Source organism: Mediterranea massiliensis (assembly GCF_900128475.1).
GTDB classification, from domain to species: Bacteria; Bacteroidota; Bacteroidia; order Bacteroidales; family Bacteroidaceae; genus Bacteroides; species Bacteroides massiliensis_E.
This window is the reverse complement of the sequence record NZ_LT635836.1, coordinates 59918-76486: the sequence shown is the minus strand read 5'-3', so window position 1 is coordinate 76486 and position 16569 is coordinate 59918. Positions and strand designations below refer to the sequence as shown.

Genomic DNA, 16569 nt, shown 5'->3' with positions numbered 1-16569 from the left:
CAAAGTCAAATGTATCCTTGTTCTTTTGCGTCATTTGATCTTCAGGCCCGGTATCAGGGGCTTCACGTCCACCAGTTCCAATTCCTTCACCATTGACAGTGTACCTTGCTTGTACTTCTGGAAATGCGGAGTTTTCAGATGGCTTTCGTAGGCAGCCCGGTCGGCATAGATTTCGAGGATGGTCATTTTGTTCGGATTGTCTTTTTCAGCAGTGGCATAGAGTGTCAGTACACCCGGTTCCAATCGCATGGACGCTTCAATTTCCTCTTTCAGGAAAGCATTGTATGCATCCAGCTGTGCCGCATCTACGGTTATTTTGGACAGGCGCACCAGGTTATTTCCGGCAGAAACCGGCCTGGCATATTCCTGTTTGATGATGCGCAATGCCTTGATGGCGGCCGGAAAGCCAATGTAGGGCAGGCACTGGATAACAGCAGCGGTCAACGTTTCGGGCGTATTGCCCACGTTCATGTTTCCGTGATAGTGCGACTGGAGCTGGCTTTCCGCTTCGAGGGTTGTCAGCACACAGTAGCCCAACAATTCGCGTGTCTGTAAATCAATAGCGCCACGGCTGTATATCTCGCCAAAGAAATAATCCGTGAGAAACCGCTCCACGTCCTTGCCCATGCCGTCGGGCAGTCCTTCCATTACCGAAGCAATGCCGCCGGGATAGAGCTTGTCCTGAATGGCTTTGCCCGTCACGTGGCGTGTATCCTCTGTCACCGTGCCTTGCTTTTCCAATGGCAGTGGGATGCCGCGTTCCTTCAATACTTCATTCACCGTAGCCACGGCATTCAGCATCTTTGGAAAACCGATGAATGGTGCGGTGAGATACATCACCTCGCGAAGCTCTTCGGGAGTAACCCCTACATTCAGTGCTGCTCCGGCGTGGGCTTTTAGCTGCGGAAGTGTCTGCATGGTAGCCAGGGTGATGCAGGTAATCATTTCACGCTGCTTCATTGTCAGTTTGCCCGTTTGGAATACTTCTCCGAAAATGAACTTCTGCAGGATGTCCATCATTTCCGGATCCGTCCCCTGTCCGGTGAGTGCTTCACTGCCGAACAGAGTCCGGTAATTGTCTTTACATGTTTCTATCCGATTCATACTTTCTGTTGTTGTTTGTGCCATCGTGGACAGACTTCCTGCCAGCACGAGAGCGATGATTCCTGTTATTTTCTTCATATCTCTCAACATAATAAGATTATCTGCTTTGCCCAACAGAAGGCCCTGTTCTGGATGCCTCCTTTATCTGATGCAAAATTACAGGGGATAGTGCAGGAAGGCTGTAACCATAAGTCGGCTAACAATACCATTTTTACAGAATTTGCGGCCGGCGTAAAACATTGTCGGCAGAATATTTTATCTTTGTAAGGGCCTAACCGGACAGAATATGAGCAAGATATTGAAAGTAAGAAATGTAAATGACTACGGAAGTTATCTCGGTTGCGCCGTGAGGCATCCGTTGGTCTGCGTGGTGGACTATGCCGAAGTGTCCCCCATACGTCATAGTCTGAACGACTACAGCGTGTACGCGCTTTTTCTCAGGGACGATGCCGATGTGGATCTGGATTATGGCTGCGGCAAATATGACTACAACAAAGGCACGTTGCTGTGTGTGGCCCCCGGACAGGTGGGAGGCAAGGAAGACAACGGCGAACGGGTGTCTATTACGGGCTGGGCGCTGCTTTTCCATCCGGACCTGCTGCATGGCTTCCCGCTCGAAAGACACATGAAGGATTACTCCTTTTTTGAATATCGAGTCAATGAGGCCCTGCACATGACCGATGAGGAGCATGACATACTTGTGTCTTTCATGCGCCAGATACAGGACGAGCTGTGTAAGAAACCGGACCAACTCCAGAATGCCATTCTCGTGGGCTACATCGAACTGATGCTTAACTTCTGCCAACGGTTCTACAACCGGCAGTTCCTGACCCGCAAGATGGAGAATTCCGACATTCTCGTCCGTTTCGACCGTCTGCTTCGTGACTATTTCGAGGACGAACTGCAGCTCACCCTCGGTTTGCCTACCGTGCAGTATTGTGCGGACAAGCTGTGCCTGTCTCCCAATTATTTCGGTGATGTCATCAAGAAGACCACCGGAGATACGGCCAGCAACCACATCCGTCGGTTTATCGTCCGGCTTGCCAAGAATGGACTGGCAGCCGGTGAAACCGTGTCGCAGGTGTCTGACCGGCTCGGTTTCGAGTATTCCCAGCACTTCAGCCGCATGTTCAAGAAGCAGGAGGGTATTACTCCGTCGGAATACTGCCGGCAGCTGCATTCTTGACTTCTTCGCTGCACGCCGTTGTCATCATAAGCGTCACCAGCAACATCAATGGGACCTTTTCATCGTCCGTTTTTCCTATAAAAAGAGAGGCTCAAAAAAGGTTTCATCCTGTCATTTTGAGCCTCTCTAACGTTTGGGAATAAAGAATCTGCTATTTATACGATTCCTGATAGACGTTTACGATGTCCTCGTCCGTCATCTGTACACGGTCGCTGGTGAACATGATGCCCATCACTTCGCGTGTGTTGTGCATCAGCGTTTCAAACTCGTCCGGTGTGATGCCATAGTCGGACATCTTCAGGTCTGCCACGCCGCAAGCCTCCTGCAGACGGGTGAGGGCCGTGAGGAAATCTTCGGGCTTCGTGGCCTCGGGCATTCCCATGGCCTGCGCCATGCGGACGAAACGGTCGTCGCAGGCGTGGTGTTCGATGAAGTATTTGTAGTACGCCTTGCTGATCATAATCAGGCCTGCGCCGTGAGGCAGTGCCGGGTGGTAGGCGGCACGCTTGCCATCAGTTCCGGGTCGACGATGGAGAGTGCCGGAAACAGGGAGGCATCGCCCACAAACGCTTTCTCGAACGTGTCTTCTTTGGTGATGACACCCGAACTGTCCGTTTCCGAGCCCGTACCTGCCGTAGTGGTAATGGCGATGATGGGCAGCGGCTTGACGGCAATCGGTTGTCCTTTGCCCGAACCGATGGGCACATAGTCCCAAAGTTCTCCGTCATTCGTCGCCATCACGGCAATTGCCTTGGTGCAGTCCATCACGCTTCCGCCGCCAAGGGCCACGAGAAAGTCGCATCCCTGCTCACGGGCGGCTTTTGCTCCTGCATTCACATTTCCGACGGTGGGATTCGGCATCACTCCGTCGAACAGGAACGTTTCCACGCCAGCCTTGTGCAGTTGTTCCATTGTATCTTTATCTGTCTATTGTTACCTCATTTGTCTTGTTTTCCTTGGAAGATATCGATCCGGTAAAGAACCTGTCCGATGTCTGTCATGGTTCCAGATGCTTCCAGAGCGTGGTCGGTCGGAAGCCTGTTTCAGAAATATCATTCATTCCATATCTCCTGTTTTTATTTCGATGCAAAGGTAGCGGGGAATGGGTACAATGTCCGTAACGATTCCACGGAGGATTGTGACGGTTTTACAGATGATGATGGAATTGAAGAGGTGAAATAGGAGAGAGCCTCGATGACAAAGTTCCCTCGGGACAAATTAGTTTTATTCGAAGGAATTGCATTGATAATCTTCACAATAATGAAGATTAATGTGTGTAATTATCATTATAATGATATATAAATTCAGGTAATATGACTAATCTTTATAAATATTCCACGCCTGAGCATGTAAGACTGTTACGCACTTAATTCAAAGAATACAGAATCCGTTGAAATCTCACTCAGAAAGATGTTTCAGAGTAATCCGGCATTAGACTTACAACCATCCATAAAGTTGAGAATGGTACGGTCGGTAATATTTCGTTATCAACATTGATGATGTTGCTGAAAGTGGTCGGGCAGATTGATGCGCTTGTCATAAACGAGCATGTGTAAAGAAGAACCGCATAGACAAGCATTTGGGGAAATTCTACTTGCTTGCCAAAATAAATGGTCGGGAACGTAAGTTCATCGTAGGTCGGAACAAAGAAAAGTTTTCGCTGATTGAGTCGGTTGAATAGCAAATCTGTCATCGGATAAATGCAAAATTTTGTTGAGAAATATTTTAGACTATAGATTGGATTCAGGATATTTCCCTTTAGGGCAAATTGATATCAACCGTTTTGGTATAGTAAATATGAGTTGAAAATATAAGATGATTTTCAAACGTTGAAATAGTACATCCAAAAAAATCTGTTACCTTTGTAAATAAAAGTTTTTGATATGCAAATACCTCAATCTAATATATTGACAACCAAATACCTGAACAGGGTATTCGACAAGACCGTTGCGACCTATAAATATTATTGGTTTCTTGGTATCCTTGACTTGTGCGTAAAGCATGGGAAAACAAGGTTGAATGTATGGGATATTATGATTGCGATGGTGGCGAACGCCTGGTATCCTGTAATCTATTTCCGTCTCTCGTTCGGAAAGTCGGAATCCCTTTACGAGGCGATATGGGCTTTGCAAAAGGAATACAATATTCCCATCAACATCAGTATCCGAGATTTGACGGACTTGTTGCATGAACTTGTCCAAAGGGCAGATGTACGGAAACGGTTGAACTTTCTGCAAATGAACGTCCCTTTTCGTTTCCTGCGTCCTTGGATTGATACGTCCGATGACCGCCAGACGGTGGTTCGATCCCAGTCGTTCGAGAACGGCTGCCTCTATAAATTGGAAAAGCGGAACGGGACGTTATGGGTAGAGATGAACCCTGCATGGCTGGATTATCTGAGGGAGAATTACGATATTCTGAGCGCTTTTGCCTATTGGGGATTGGCGGGCTTCTTGCAGACAAGAAATCCGAACGTGCCGGCTATACCCGCTAAGTTGGTGAAGAGGGAAGAAAGGAACTCCTTGACCGCTCAGCATAAATTCTGGAATGCGGCCATAAGTCATGGGATGGAAGTCAGATGTCTGTACACCAATAACTTGCTGGAGGAACGTACATACGAGTTGGACCATTTCATCCCTTGGAGTTTCGTCTCCCATGACCTGCTTTGGAACCTGATGCCAGCCGATCCGAGTATCAATAGCTCCAAGAGTAACAAGCTGCCCGACCTGAATCTGTATCTTCCGAAGCTGGCAACAGCCCATCAGTCCGCTTTACGTATCAATCTGAAAATGGGGAGGCAGGAGAAGTTGTTGGAGGACTATCTTTCCTTGGGGCATACACCACAAGAAATTGCTTCTATGGACAGAGAACATTTGTTGGATTGTTTCTTCCAGACGTTCACGCCGATGCATCAGATTGCCTTGAATATGGGGTTTGAAATATGGAAATACTAAACGATTATGGCACTTGAGAAAATAAACCACCCTTACCTGACGGCCATCAGGCGCAAGGACCTGTCCGTCCCTGTCCGTTACCTGTTGCAACACGGTTTGCTGAAGGGGCGCATCCTCGATTTCGGTTGCGGCTTCGGGTATGATACGGATGAGTTGAAGCGGCGCGGATATGACATTACCGGGTATGATTATTATTATCGGACAGAATACCCCGAAGGCAAGTTCGACACCGTCGTTTGTGTCTATGTGCTGAATGTGCTGGAGCCGTATGCCCAGGCCGAAGTGATGATGAACGTCTCCCATCTGCTTTCGCCCTTGGGAACCGCCTACTTTGCCGTGCGCCGCGACGTGGAGAAGGAAGGTTTCAGGCTTCATGCCGTCCATCGGCAATACACCTACCAGTGCAACGTCCGCTTGCCTTTTCCGAGCCTGGAATGCAATGCAAGCTACGAGCTGTATCAATACAACCACTTCAACAAACTTCCACGTCAAGAAGGAGAAAAGTGTCCCTTCTGCCGCCTGTCGCGCAGGGTGGAGGTGATTTGCGAGACGGCCACGTGCGTGGCTTTCTATGACGGTTATCCCGTTTCGCCCGGCCATGCCCTGATAATTCCCAAACGTCATGTCGCTTCCTACTTCGATTTGACCAATCATGAACGCGAAGCGATGAATGTGATGCTCCAGTTCGTGAAGCAGAAGGTGGACGAGCGGTATCACCCCGACGGGTATAACATCGGAATCAACGTCAATGAAGCTGCCGGCCAGTCGGTGTTTCATGTCCATATGCATCTGATTCCCCGCTATAAGGGGGACGTGGAGAACCCCAAGGGAGGGGTGCGTGGCGTAATCCCCGCCAAGCAGAAATATTAATTTTGGTATTACTGATTCTTATTAAGGAATTTACGATTATGTATAGAAATTATTTTTTTTTCAGAATAGGAGATACCTTGTCACAAAATTAAGAACCGTATGAAGAAGTTCTTGGCGAATATGGCTAACAGAATTCCTTTCGAAAAAGGGGTGGAAATGATTAATGATAAAGTAGATGGTAGTTATATGCAGCTTTCTGACCTGTTTGTTGCATACTCTGTTCAGCCCGTGCACGCCCTGCTTATTTCCCACGCACGTCCCGTCCTGAGCCTGTGCATGTCCAGCCCAAAGCTTGTGTATGCCCCGCCTAAATCAGTGGTTTGCCCAGCCTAAAGTTGGTGTTTGCCCAGCTTGAATGCCTCGTTTGTCCAGCTTAAACGGAGAGTGGCGCGACTCGATGGGGGAGAGGGCATAAAAAAATCCCCGCAACTCGTCCGAGCTACGGGGATTGTCATTATGAATAAATAAAATGAATAGATTACTTGTTCAAAGCCAGCGCTACGTTTACGGCGCAAGCTACTGTACATCCTACCATCGGGTTGTTACCGATACCCAGGAAGCCCATCATTTCTACGTGAGCAGGTACGGATGAAGAACCGGCGAACTGTGCGTCGGAGTGCATACGGCCCATCGTATCTGTCATACCGTAAGAAGCAGCGACACAGCATCCCTGTAAGTCTTTGCAAGCTGTTATTAATCAATGCTATAATAGCAATGGGTAAACTCCTTGTTAGTAAATAAAAGAACGAATTATCAAAAAGGGCTGCATCATGGGCAAATGCTTATGCGTTACCCTTTAGATGAGAGTACTCCTAATGGAGTTAAGACCGTAATCTAATTTGCGTGTCAATGAAGTATAAATCTCCGTCTATGCCATAAAGCACATTATTGGGAACTGCATCAAACACTTCATAATCCGAATTATGGTATTCGTCGTAATAGTCCATTTCAAAGCCTAATGCTTGCATATAAGCAGCTATCTCGTCTTCCGTAGCTTCTCGTTCAGCTAATATATAAGGTTGTACGAGAGCTGCGCAAAATTCTTGCTGACTGTTATAAGCGAAGCCTATCATTTGATAAGGCACATTGCCAAAGAACTTGTTATGTGCAGCAATGCGGATGAAGAAGTTCTCTAAATCATCCCCTGCGTACTCAAAGTTATTTAATTTTACAACAGACACATTACCATCATGGAACACTTCATTCTCACCACCTCTATCCATATAAGTAATATTGAGGTGTGATAAGTCAATCCATAGACCATTGTCATTGGCAAACTTTATCAGTTCTTCTGTTTGTCTTCTCTTATAGCCCTCTGTTGATTCAGTTTCTCCTGCTGCTTCCTTACTTCTTCTGGCGATGCAGGTCGCTTGCTCCAAGAGGCTATTGATTGACGAGTGCGTTCTATCCATTCTTTGTGAAATTCGTTGATGTATTCCATAATTTGTTTGATTATGAGTTTAAGACAAAGGTAATCATTCCTCTTTTAATAGCAATGCTTTGGTTGTTATATTCTTGCGAATGGGGTGTTGTGGAACATTCTATAAAAGAGAAGCAGCATAAGAGTTCCCTCAAATGCTGCCCTGCCTTAAATTAGTTTGGCAATTAGTTAATCTTCTTGTAGGTGGTCGTAGTAATATCGTCTAACTCTAAACCACCGTCATCCGTATTATCCCAATCCTCAAAGGCGAGAACCAATTTATTAGCTGTAAGCTCATTGATAGTAAGGACATCCGAATAACCGTCATCGTAAGAGATAGTCAGCTTATTGCCTTTCAAAGACCAGCGACTTGTTTCTGTATATCCACCGTCCGCATAGCCTTCTGTGCAAGTACCGTCAGCTTTGAACTCCCATAAGCCATTGGTGTAGGCTTCATCAGAGGTGACAACTTCCTTGCCATTCTCCACTTTGTGAACCTTCTCCCAAGTGGACTGCCATTTACCTATAAGGTTGGCTTGGTCAATGATTGTCTGTTCTTCTTCATCATCGCTACAAGCTGTAAAGTTTACAGCCAACATGACCATTAACAAGGTCATTCCAATTAATCTTAAAGTTTTCATTATTAAATTGTTCTTTAGTTAGTAATATGTAAACTTTTCTCTCAATCGCTCTCATTTGTACTTATATTGACATAAATGTAAGTTCACGTAGTTGCCATCATGATATTCTTTACATTCTACCCAATTATTATGATTGTCGTATTGATATTCAAACTCTTTCTTTATTCTCTTGCCATTCCACCAAGAGTCATATAAGATTATATGTCCTAAATGATTATATTTAACGATAGCTTGTTTCTTTACACCGTTATCATCCCAATCAGATACTATTGTTCTGCCTGCTAACTGTCCTTCCTTTTCTGTGTCTTTAATATAACGAGTTATATTCTCAATAGTAGAACCTTCATGAGTTGGAGCTGGCTGTGGATTCATATATCCTTTAAGCATATATTCTTTAATATGTACTTTGCTGCCTTCAAATGTTCTTGTGTAAAGTCTTGATTGAAATCCATTTAGATAGCTTATTGTGTCACAACTCGCAATCTTTCCATTAGTAAAAAGCAACTTATGTTCAAGGTGTAATCTTTGAGTTTCCTGCATATTGTTATGAGGTGAGTACCATTTACTAATATCTTTTCTCTCAATAGTAAATGTTTGTGCTATTAATCCTTGAATAAGTTCTTTATTATGCAAACTGCCATATAGTCTGCTGATATGTATTGAGTAAATGTCTATAACTGAATGCCACATGATGATTTATTCTAATGAGAAACCTCCTAATTGCGTATAACTTTTTAAACAATATTGCATTCCCTTTCTTGAAGTTTTACCTGTTACGATAAGAGTATCAAATCCTAAAGTCATCAGTTGTCTTATGAAAGGTTTGTTTGATAATATGTATTGAGATATATCTCTAAATTCAGAATCCTTTATATTATTATCGTTCTCTATGGAGATTTTAAACCCACTTCTTAAAAAGAATGCACTCATTTCATGCGCATAGTTTGTATCTCCAACTGTTATAGAGACTTTGCAGAATCTATCTAACGTACCAGAACAATAGCTGTCTTTGAAAGTTTGATTCATCGTATTTATCAACTTCATTCGCTCCAATGAAGTACCTACTAAAGAATTGAGTAAGTTTTTAAAGAAATCGACAATATTCATATTACACTAATTTATCATTTACTAAATCCTTAATCTTTAAGAGTTCTCTGTAATTGAATCTGTTGTTATTAATCATTGCTGTTAGTTCCTCTGCTACATCTTTATTGTTGGGGTGTTTGTCTGGGTGAGCTTGTTTGATAAGCTCTTTGTATAGCGGTTTTGCTTTAGCCATGCTCTCAACAATATTGTATGCTTCATCACTTGTTGAATGATTCTTAGAACAGAATAGTCTGGCAAATATATTATTCATAGTATGCCTTTCAATTATTAAGAGAACAGCCATGCTGCTATTCCAATTACTACCAGAACTATAAGGATAACAAAGAATTCTGATAATTTGGGGTCTTCCCCATTATATTGCATTTTAGTCATAATTAGGATATTTGCGCTCATCTGTTCCCAAAGATGAGCATAAATAAAAAAGATGTGGGAACACTATTTGCTTTATCTTACTGACGGGCTTCTCGCATTGCCTTTGGAGTAGATAAAACAATAGCGACCCACACCAAAGGGCATATAGAAACCTCGCAACTATGAGGTAGGTATATATCCAAGTGTGGGTGCTACTGCTATCATCTTCACTCCATTTCAAATTTTGCGAGAATTTGTCAGTAGAAGATAATTTCAATAACACCTTTCGTTAACTATGTCCTTCCAACTCCCTAACGCATTAGTTCATTGGAATTGATGCAAAGATAATGAAAGGTTCTAAATTAATAGGCATGAAGTGTGGATTAATAGTAAATTCTATGCCCTCAAACATAGTCTGAATAAGATATTTAAGCAGAATTGCATCTGAACTCTCTAAATCCATGTGGGTATCAAATTCACTTCTCCCCATATAAGGACTAAATTCTGAATATTCTTACCTACCTTGAATTATTATCTTTAGGTCAGCATATTGTTGGATATTCAAGAAGTGCTACCTGTAACATGATTAATAAGAGTTGAGATAGTTATAAACTCTGTAAACTAATGGAATTGCATTACTTCTATAAGGCTGAAATGCCAAACTGTCAAGATTGGGCTTTAGATGTATCTAAGCTCAATATTTCATTGATTTGGGACAGAACCATTCAGACCACTATAAAGATGTATCTTAATAATCCTGTCCCAATCAATTAGAAGCTCAAACAGTCATAAGTCTGTAAGATTTCTTCCTGCCTTAATCCCAAGTATCTTTTAGTAATGGCAACAGAACTATGGTTGAACAGTTCCATCAGCTTTACTAAAGCAAGTTCAGCATTATCACTGTTCATGTTATAGACCTGTCTACCAAAAGTCTTTCTAAGAGAATGGCAGCTAAAGTTCTTAATCTTTAGCCTGTACTTCTTCTTCACCTCTTTAAGAATGATATTGATTCTCTGAATTGTGAAGATAGTGCCTTTCTGACTGATAAGGATTGGCGCATTGATTCCAACTGGATTTATATGCTCGTAGCACTCTTTAATATGATGTTGTAATTGTGGGTTTAGTCTGATAGTCCTTACCTTGCCTGTCTTTTGCTCAATTACTGTAAACTCGTCAGTACCTAATATCTGCTTCCACCTTAGAGATAGAATATCAGATATTCTTAATCCTGTGAAGCATCCTAAAGCTATAAGGAGTGAGATTTTATAATTCTCGTCTTTGGCTAACTTCCTTATGAGGTTCATTGCATCAGACCAAACAAGATAGTCTGCCGTTGTGCTTGAATATTTAAGTGACATAATGTTCTGTTTTATAATGAAATGAATAGAAGTGAATATTAATTCTGAGTTGGATTTACTAACTCACTGATTACTAAAGGAACATTCACTAATTATCAAAGTGAATATGATAAGGACACCCAACTTAAAAATTGAGTGCCATTTACCTTATTATAATTCTCCCTCGTCAGAGAAGCTGTAATATCCTGCATCTGTTAATATGAGGTGGTCTAAAACTGTAATCCTCATAAGTTGGGCTGCATTCTTGACCTGCTTAGTAATCTCCATATCCTGCCTGCTTGGTTTCAGATTACCGCTTGGATGATTATGTGCAAGGATAATGGCTACTGAATTGGTGAGCAATGCAGCTTGTAGAATTACTCTTACATCAGCACAAGTTTCAGTAATTCCACCCTCTGATATAAGAGTGTAACCTAAAACTTGCTTGGCTTGGTTAAGAAACAGTACTTTGAAGTATTCTTTGTAACAGATTGTACCCTCCTTATAGGTAGGAAGCAAGTATTTATAAGCATCCTCTGAACAAGTTACTTGATGCAGACTTTTAAATTTTGGTTTGTAGGATAGTTCCACTTCACCCACAGTATAATCTATATCCATAATGTACAATGTTTAATAAGTTGGTAGAAATAAAGAAAGGACACCAACTTAATGATGTCCCTTCCTCTCTCAATCAACAATCCACTCAGCCCAAGAACCAAGCGTATTCACTATCTCCTAATTTGGCACGTTGAATGCCTTGTACAAACTCTGTACAGTTAAGATTCCTCTCCAAGAAGTTATCAATGTAACTTGACTTTACAGAACCATTGAGCAGGTTTAAGAGCTGCCAGCCTGTAATGCTGTCCCCAGTACTCTTGAAATTCACATCAGAAACGAATGCTCTACAAGCTGCATTAATTTGACTGTCTCCCAACAATAGACGAGGTAAGCGTTTCTGTTGGTTGGGTGTAAGAGCTTGATATAATCTCATCCTGCCTATTATCTGGCAGAACTCACTCGTTGAGATTGACATCTGCCCAAGTGTCCTTAACAGATGCAGGTCTTTGGATGGGTTGTAAGCATGGAACAGATTCAATGCTGCTGCATATAGTTCCTGTACGCTTAGGACTTCTATCTTATCCTGCAAGCCGTCAGTAGTAAGCATTAAATTTGAGCACACACGATTACGAAAGCCTATGAAGATTTTAAATCTCTCAACAGACTTCTTACTGTATAGGTTAATCTCGTTATATGCTCTCACTCCACCAATGGATAACGCTAAACGATTACCGTATTCATCATGTACAATGGATGGAATTTCAAAACAGAAACACATTCTCTGATAGAACAAAGTTTTCTCTTCGTCTGTCAATTCAGATGCTTTCTTACCTAATGCACTTGGTATTCTGCCATTGATAGGGTGTGAGATTCTAATCTCTGGCATATCAAACTGTTCTCCATGAAAGTAATCCTTAGCTGCATCTACTACTGCACCTATAAAGGATTGGTGGCTTATGGTTTCCTCCATTGATGCAAAACTTGGAATGATGCAGTCTTGCTGTAAGTGCTGTAAGGTTACTTCCTGCGTGTTGGCTTCAATGAAATGGTTTACTCTCTTGGGTGCTGCTACTTCTTCCACAATGATTGCTTCTTCTGCAAACTCACCCATGTTTAATGATTCTCTACGCTGTGCCATAGCTGGCATAATTACTAAATCTCTCATAATGAAATTGAATTAAATGGTTATTGATTGAATGGACTAAATAGGAACGAGCCTAAAACACAAGTGAATTTCTTCACCTGTATCTTAGGCTGTCCTATGTCTTTCCCTAAAGATTCTTTCAAAGGAAATGAGGAGCATTAGTAAATTATTGGTAGGCTGTGGCAATAGTGCATCGTGCCTACTCTTAGATTAATAAGAATGCTTATTCCTGCCAACTATCAGACTGCATTTCTAAAGCATTCTTTTTATTTAAGAGCTATGAGGGGGTGTTTATGTGGGTAGGGGTGTCTTGTGCATTACTCTGATGGTTTAAAATTGTCATTACGAAGTAGCATTCATAAGGGCTGCTTACCCTTATCGTAGAAATTCAACTTTAGATGCTTCTAAAGTCAGAATAAGACAGAGTGGGGATTATTCGTACTATCTCTTAATATATTAATAAACAGTACGAAAAATCCTACTTGCCTGTTATTTGGACTTGAAAGCTATCTTAACCACGTTTTTTGAGTTGGTTGGATTCCACTCCTTGCGCTGTTTGGCTATGTTGTTGTCTAATAATAGTTCATTGGGAGTAAGCTCTATCCCTTTGGGTATATATCTTAACAAACCTGCACTATATAATTCCAGATTGTAACTCTCTACATTCTTCTTACCCATTCCCAATTTGTCAGCCAACTTATTAGGAGTAAGCAGTATCTTGTTGTTCTCTGCTATTAATAGGAGCTTGATATAATATCCTTTCACTTTAATATTCAAATCCACTGTCATAAAGAGGTAGGACAGTGTTATGAAGTTGGGATGTTCAATGGGTGGAATGCAGTAAATGCTCCTCATTACAAATTCTATAAGAGGATGGTTGATAGCTTCCCTATATCTCTTTCTAATCAGCACTGCCTCTATATCCTTATTGAAGTTCTTTAATGCGTCCTCTTTCTCTCCAGTTCGTTTGGCTAAGTCTTTGATTCTCCATCTGACCTTATAATAGTCGTTTCTATATAAGGACAGACAGAAGAACCTGTACAAATTGGGTGGATTGAGTTTATCTACAATAGACTTGTTAATGGTAGCATAATCCTGCCTAATGTTACTTGTCCTGTTTTGCAGGTATCTTTGAGGTATCTTCATATTCATTAGTAGCTGATTGAATAGTATTGGTAAACATTAAATCTTTCTTCTCTCGTTCCATCCTGTAATAGTAGGCAGTTCCAAAGTATATCTTGGCTTCCTTTCTGTTGTGAAACTTCTTTCCTGTTGGCAGATGAATTATCATATCAGTTTAAATATCAGTGAATTAATAAGCCAACTTCTGCAATGAGATATAATAGGTAGCAACCTTTCCATTCTTCTTTCTCCTTGTCTTTAGATAGTTATTAAGATTAGCCCACAATCCAATGTGAACCTTGTTATCTTTTACTCCCTGTTTAAGAGCCTTAACTCTTATCTGCTCATAAGTAAATTCTTCCATTTTAGATATTCTGAATAGTTTGTAAGTCCGTCAATCTATGTGGTGGGATTATCTGCTTGTAGTACTGTAAAGATAGTAACTCCATAAGTGAGAAACTAATGATAAGACCACACATTTAGTAATCAGACTTTAGACTATTCAGAATTTCTAAGAACTTGGGGAGAACAAGCCCACCAGTCACATGGGCTTTGCTCCGTAGTATGTATTATGCTTCTAAAGCATTTTGTAGCATTGCTTGAAAATCATCATCTTCCTTTATTTTCTTTAGTTTGTCATCATTAAGTTCTAATTGTTTTAGCTTATCCAAAGCCTTGAATGCTTGTTCTTCGCCATGTACTTTAGCATAACTGTTAAATCCTTTAATGAAGTAACGTTTAGTGAGAAATGTGACGCTGATTTTGGCAGCTTTGCATAGAGTTATAAAATCGTTACCTCTCTTGATGTCAACTATGGCATCTTTTGGTAGATTGTATTCTTCTCTTCTTAAAACCTTGTTCAATATCTTCTCTGGAATGTTCTTCTTGGTATAAATCAGACCTGCTGTCGTAGGATTGAATCCCTGTTGGATTAGTTCAGCCATATTCTCAAAGAGTTCATCTTTGGATGTCAAGGCAGCAACCCCTATCTTGGCTTTCATATCCCAATTACCAACTCTGTTGATTTCTTCCAAATAAGTTCCTATATCCTTAATATCCTTAACAAAGACATTGGGGATAGTCATATTACCTTTGACAGAGTTTAGTTTGGCAAATGCTGTGCTTCTGTGTTGACCGTCCAAGATTACAAAGTAGCCTTCTGCCTCTTCTTCTGTCAGAACTCTACCGTTTACATCTGTTACGACATATCCTGCCTTTATTAGTTTTGAAGCTTCTATCACGATGATGGGATAGGCTTCTTCATATTTGCCATTGTCAATAATAGCAATGAACGTATCTACTTTCTTTGAATCAATGCTTCTGTTATGTTTTACAAAGGCAATCTTCTTAGAGACCTTCTCCTCAGTTTTAGTTAATTGGAATGTAATAGGTTCGTCTTTAAGTGTGAGGGCTTTACTATTCTTCTCTTCAATAGCCTGCTTTAATTGTTTCACAATTAACTCTTGGGCGTGTAGAACGGTTTCTCCCAACTGTCTGTTAACTATGTTCTTCAAATCTCTTTCAGCTTTAATCAACTGTTGTTGTAAGCTGAGAGTGCGCACTGCCTTTCCTGCTTTAGCATTAGCTACTGATTTGCTGGTTGCAGTCTTTCCTGCTGTCTTAGTCATTGTTTTCATTGTCATCTTGTTTTTAATTATCAAATTAAGTTCTTTGTAACCGTCCAACCTATGCGCACTTGGCTTTCTGATTACGCTGCAAAACTACTTGCTTCTGGGCTGATTAAAAGAGAGAAATTAATGGGTGGTTTTACTTCCCCTCTTAATTGTCAGCTCGTCCGCTATCGTTTTGACGCTGCAAAGATGGGATATAATGGCAGGATTAAAAGAGAGAAAAAAAGTCCTGCTCTTATGTACCCTCTTAATGGTACGGAGCAGGACTGTATTAATTATCAGAAGTTTATTAGAAGTATATGCTGTTCGCAGTATCAATTCTCTTGTCTTTATATTGCTTGATGTAACCTTTTAGGACATCTTCATCATCTGAGAATTTACTATGTTTAGATAGCTTAGTGAAGTAGATAAGCCTTGATATGAGCAATGTCTTACTAAGTGATATGGTGCTTCCTTTCTTCTGTCTGACATTAAACAGCTTATTATATGGCTCTAAATTGAAGAAGTCATTGAACATCTTATAGAACAGCCATATCTGAACGGATTCCTTTTCTTCTGCATGGGTGCTTATGCTGACTTGTTGGTTCTGCATCCAAGGATGTTCCTCTATCTCTTTTAGGTTGTTGGCAATGATAGTAGCCAAGTAACCTATTGCATTGGCATTGTCAATTACTATCTGATGCTTGCCTTCAATCTTTACAGAGACGGTAATAGGCTTTTTAAAACTTACTCCAAATTGGTTAATCTCCTTATGGTTGTCAGCTATGGCTTTGGCGAATTTGATGAGTTGTTCTATTCCAATGCCTGTAGCTTTCATTCCGTCCAAGCACGTTCCACAAGTATAGTCAAAGATGAACAGAAGTAGAAACCAGAACTTATCTATATCAACTCCCAAACCTTTCAATGTATTCTGTATGTCCTCATTGGCTATATAATCTTCGTATGTGAAATTACCATATAGTTCATTCTGATTGTATCTTCTTATGAATAGGGGTAAGGCGGTAGTGCCGCAGACGTATCTTTCTCCTGTGGCTGGGTCTATATCTACGTCTGGAACATATTTAACGGCTATGGCTTCCATGTATTCCAAACGAGTATCAATGCTTATGTAATCTTCCTTTAGCTTCTCCATAATTATTAGTTT

General features: G+C 41.3%; 17 protein-coding genes and 3 pseudogenes. 5 read left to right on the top strand and 15 right to left on the bottom strand.

The features are described from left to right. Positions 1–30: 30 nt before the first annotated feature. Positions 31–1182 carry a carboxymuconolactone decarboxylase family protein gene (locus tag BQ7483_RS04960; RefSeq protein ID WP_072545097.1) on the bottom strand — a complete coding sequence of 384 codons (1152 nt, stop codon included), beginning with the start codon at positions 1180–1182 and terminating at the stop codon, positions 31–33. A gap of 208 nt (positions 1183–1390) precedes the next feature. Here BQ7483_RS04960 and BQ7483_RS04955 point away from each other — a divergent pair, with 208 nt between their 5' ends. After that, the gene (locus BQ7483_RS04955; protein ID WP_072545096.1) at positions 1391–2290 is read left to right on the top strand and encodes a helix-turn-helix domain-containing protein; all 900 of its coding nucleotides are present in this window, start codon (positions 1391–1393) and stop codon (positions 2288–2290) included. Between the two features lie 151 nt (positions 2291–2441). Here the strand turns inward: BQ7483_RS04955 and BQ7483_RS18305 are convergent. After that, positions 2442–3205 (bottom strand): annotated as a pseudogene (locus BQ7483_RS18305) (iron-containing alcohol dehydrogenase); the annotation flags it as partial. Positions 3206–3603: 398 nt separating this feature from the next. Here BQ7483_RS18305 and BQ7483_RS18240 point away from each other — a divergent pair. From BQ7483_RS18240 to BQ7483_RS04920, 4 genes and pseudogenes are all read left to right on the top strand, one after another. Beyond that, positions 3604–3825, top strand: a pseudogene (locus tag BQ7483_RS18240) (helix-turn-helix domain-containing protein); the annotation flags it as partial. 348 nt (positions 3826–4173) lie between these two features. Further along, on the top strand, positions 4174–5244 hold the full coding sequence (locus BQ7483_RS04930; protein WP_072545093.1) for an HNH endonuclease domain-containing protein: 1071 nt from the start codon (positions 4174–4176) through the stop codon (positions 5242–5244). Between the two features lie 6 nt (positions 5245–5250). Beyond that, positions 5251–6114 (top strand): HIT family protein, encoded by an 864-nt coding sequence (locus BQ7483_RS04925; protein ID WP_072545092.1) that lies wholly within the window; start codon positions 5251–5253, stop codon positions 6112–6114. A 99-nt stretch (positions 6115–6213) separates the two neighbouring features. After that, entirely contained in the window at positions 6214–6447 is a 234-nt protein-coding gene (locus tag BQ7483_RS04920) for a hypothetical protein (RefSeq protein ID WP_072545091.1), read from the top strand. 145 nt (positions 6448–6592) lie between these two features. Here the strand turns inward: BQ7483_RS04920 and BQ7483_RS04915 are convergent. The 13 genes and pseudogenes from BQ7483_RS04915 to BQ7483_RS04845 form a co-directional block, all read right to left on the bottom strand. Then, positions 6593–6769: pseudogene (locus BQ7483_RS04915) on the bottom strand (GGGtGRT protein); the annotation flags it as partial. Between the two features lie 166 nt (positions 6770–6935). After that, on the bottom strand, positions 6936–7526 hold the full coding sequence (locus BQ7483_RS04910) for a putative polyvalent protein kinase domain-containing protein (protein WP_072545087.1): 591 nt from the start codon (positions 7524–7526) through the stop codon (positions 6936–6938). A gap of 193 nt (positions 7527–7719) precedes the next feature. Further along, the gene (locus tag BQ7483_RS04905; protein ID WP_005923901.1) at positions 7720–8175 is read right to left on the bottom strand and encodes a lipocalin-like domain-containing protein; all 456 of its coding nucleotides are present in this window, start codon (positions 8173–8175) and stop codon (positions 7720–7722) included. A 51-nt stretch (positions 8176–8226) separates the two neighbouring features. Next, positions 8227–8865, bottom strand: a complete 639-nt coding sequence (locus tag BQ7483_RS04900; protein WP_004310782.1) for a hypothetical protein — start codon at positions 8863–8865, stop codon at positions 8227–8229. Between the two features lie 6 nt (positions 8866–8871). Then, positions 8872–9282 (bottom strand): hypothetical protein, encoded by a 411-nt coding sequence (locus BQ7483_RS04895; protein WP_072545085.1) that lies wholly within the window; start codon positions 9280–9282, stop codon positions 8872–8874. A 1-nt stretch (position 9283) separates the two neighbouring features. Beyond that, positions 9284–9532, bottom strand: a complete 249-nt coding sequence (locus BQ7483_RS04890; RefSeq protein ID WP_004310784.1) for a hypothetical protein — start codon at positions 9530–9532, stop codon at positions 9284–9286. A gap of 871 nt (positions 9533–10403) precedes the next feature. Further along, a complete protein-coding gene (locus tag BQ7483_RS04880) occupies positions 10404–10991 on the bottom strand; it encodes a tyrosine-type recombinase/integrase (protein ID WP_072545084.1) in 588 nt (195 codons plus the stop codon). A gap of 150 nt (positions 10992–11141) precedes the next feature. Further along, entirely contained in the window at positions 11142–11588 is a 447-nt protein-coding gene (locus tag BQ7483_RS04875; RefSeq protein ID WP_004310786.1) for a JAB domain-containing protein, read from the bottom strand. A gap of 85 nt (positions 11589–11673) precedes the next feature. Further along, the gene (locus tag BQ7483_RS04870) at positions 11674–12693 is read right to left on the bottom strand and encodes a DUF3871 family protein (protein WP_004310787.1); all 1020 of its coding nucleotides are present in this window, start codon (positions 12691–12693) and stop codon (positions 11674–11676) included. Between the two features lie 468 nt (positions 12694–13161). Then, positions 13162–13818, bottom strand: a complete 657-nt coding sequence (locus BQ7483_RS04865) for a hypothetical protein (protein ID WP_005923893.1) — start codon at positions 13816–13818, stop codon at positions 13162–13164. Continuing rightward, positions 13778–13963 carry a hypothetical protein gene (locus BQ7483_RS04860; protein WP_004310789.1) on the bottom strand — a complete coding sequence of 62 codons (186 nt, stop codon included), beginning with the start codon at positions 13961–13963 and terminating at the stop codon, positions 13778–13780. The genes BQ7483_RS04865 and BQ7483_RS04860 overlap by 41 nt, the downstream gene beginning before the upstream one ends. A 400-nt stretch (positions 13964–14363) precedes the next feature. Then, a complete protein-coding gene (locus tag BQ7483_RS04855) occupies positions 14364–15431 on the bottom strand; it encodes a hypothetical protein (protein WP_004310790.1) in 1068 nt (355 codons plus the stop codon). 283 nt (positions 15432–15714) lie between these two features. Continuing rightward, entirely contained in the window at positions 15715–16557 is an 843-nt protein-coding gene (locus BQ7483_RS04845; RefSeq protein WP_004310791.1) for a hypothetical protein, read from the bottom strand. Between the last annotated feature and the right edge of the window lie 12 nt (positions 16558–16569).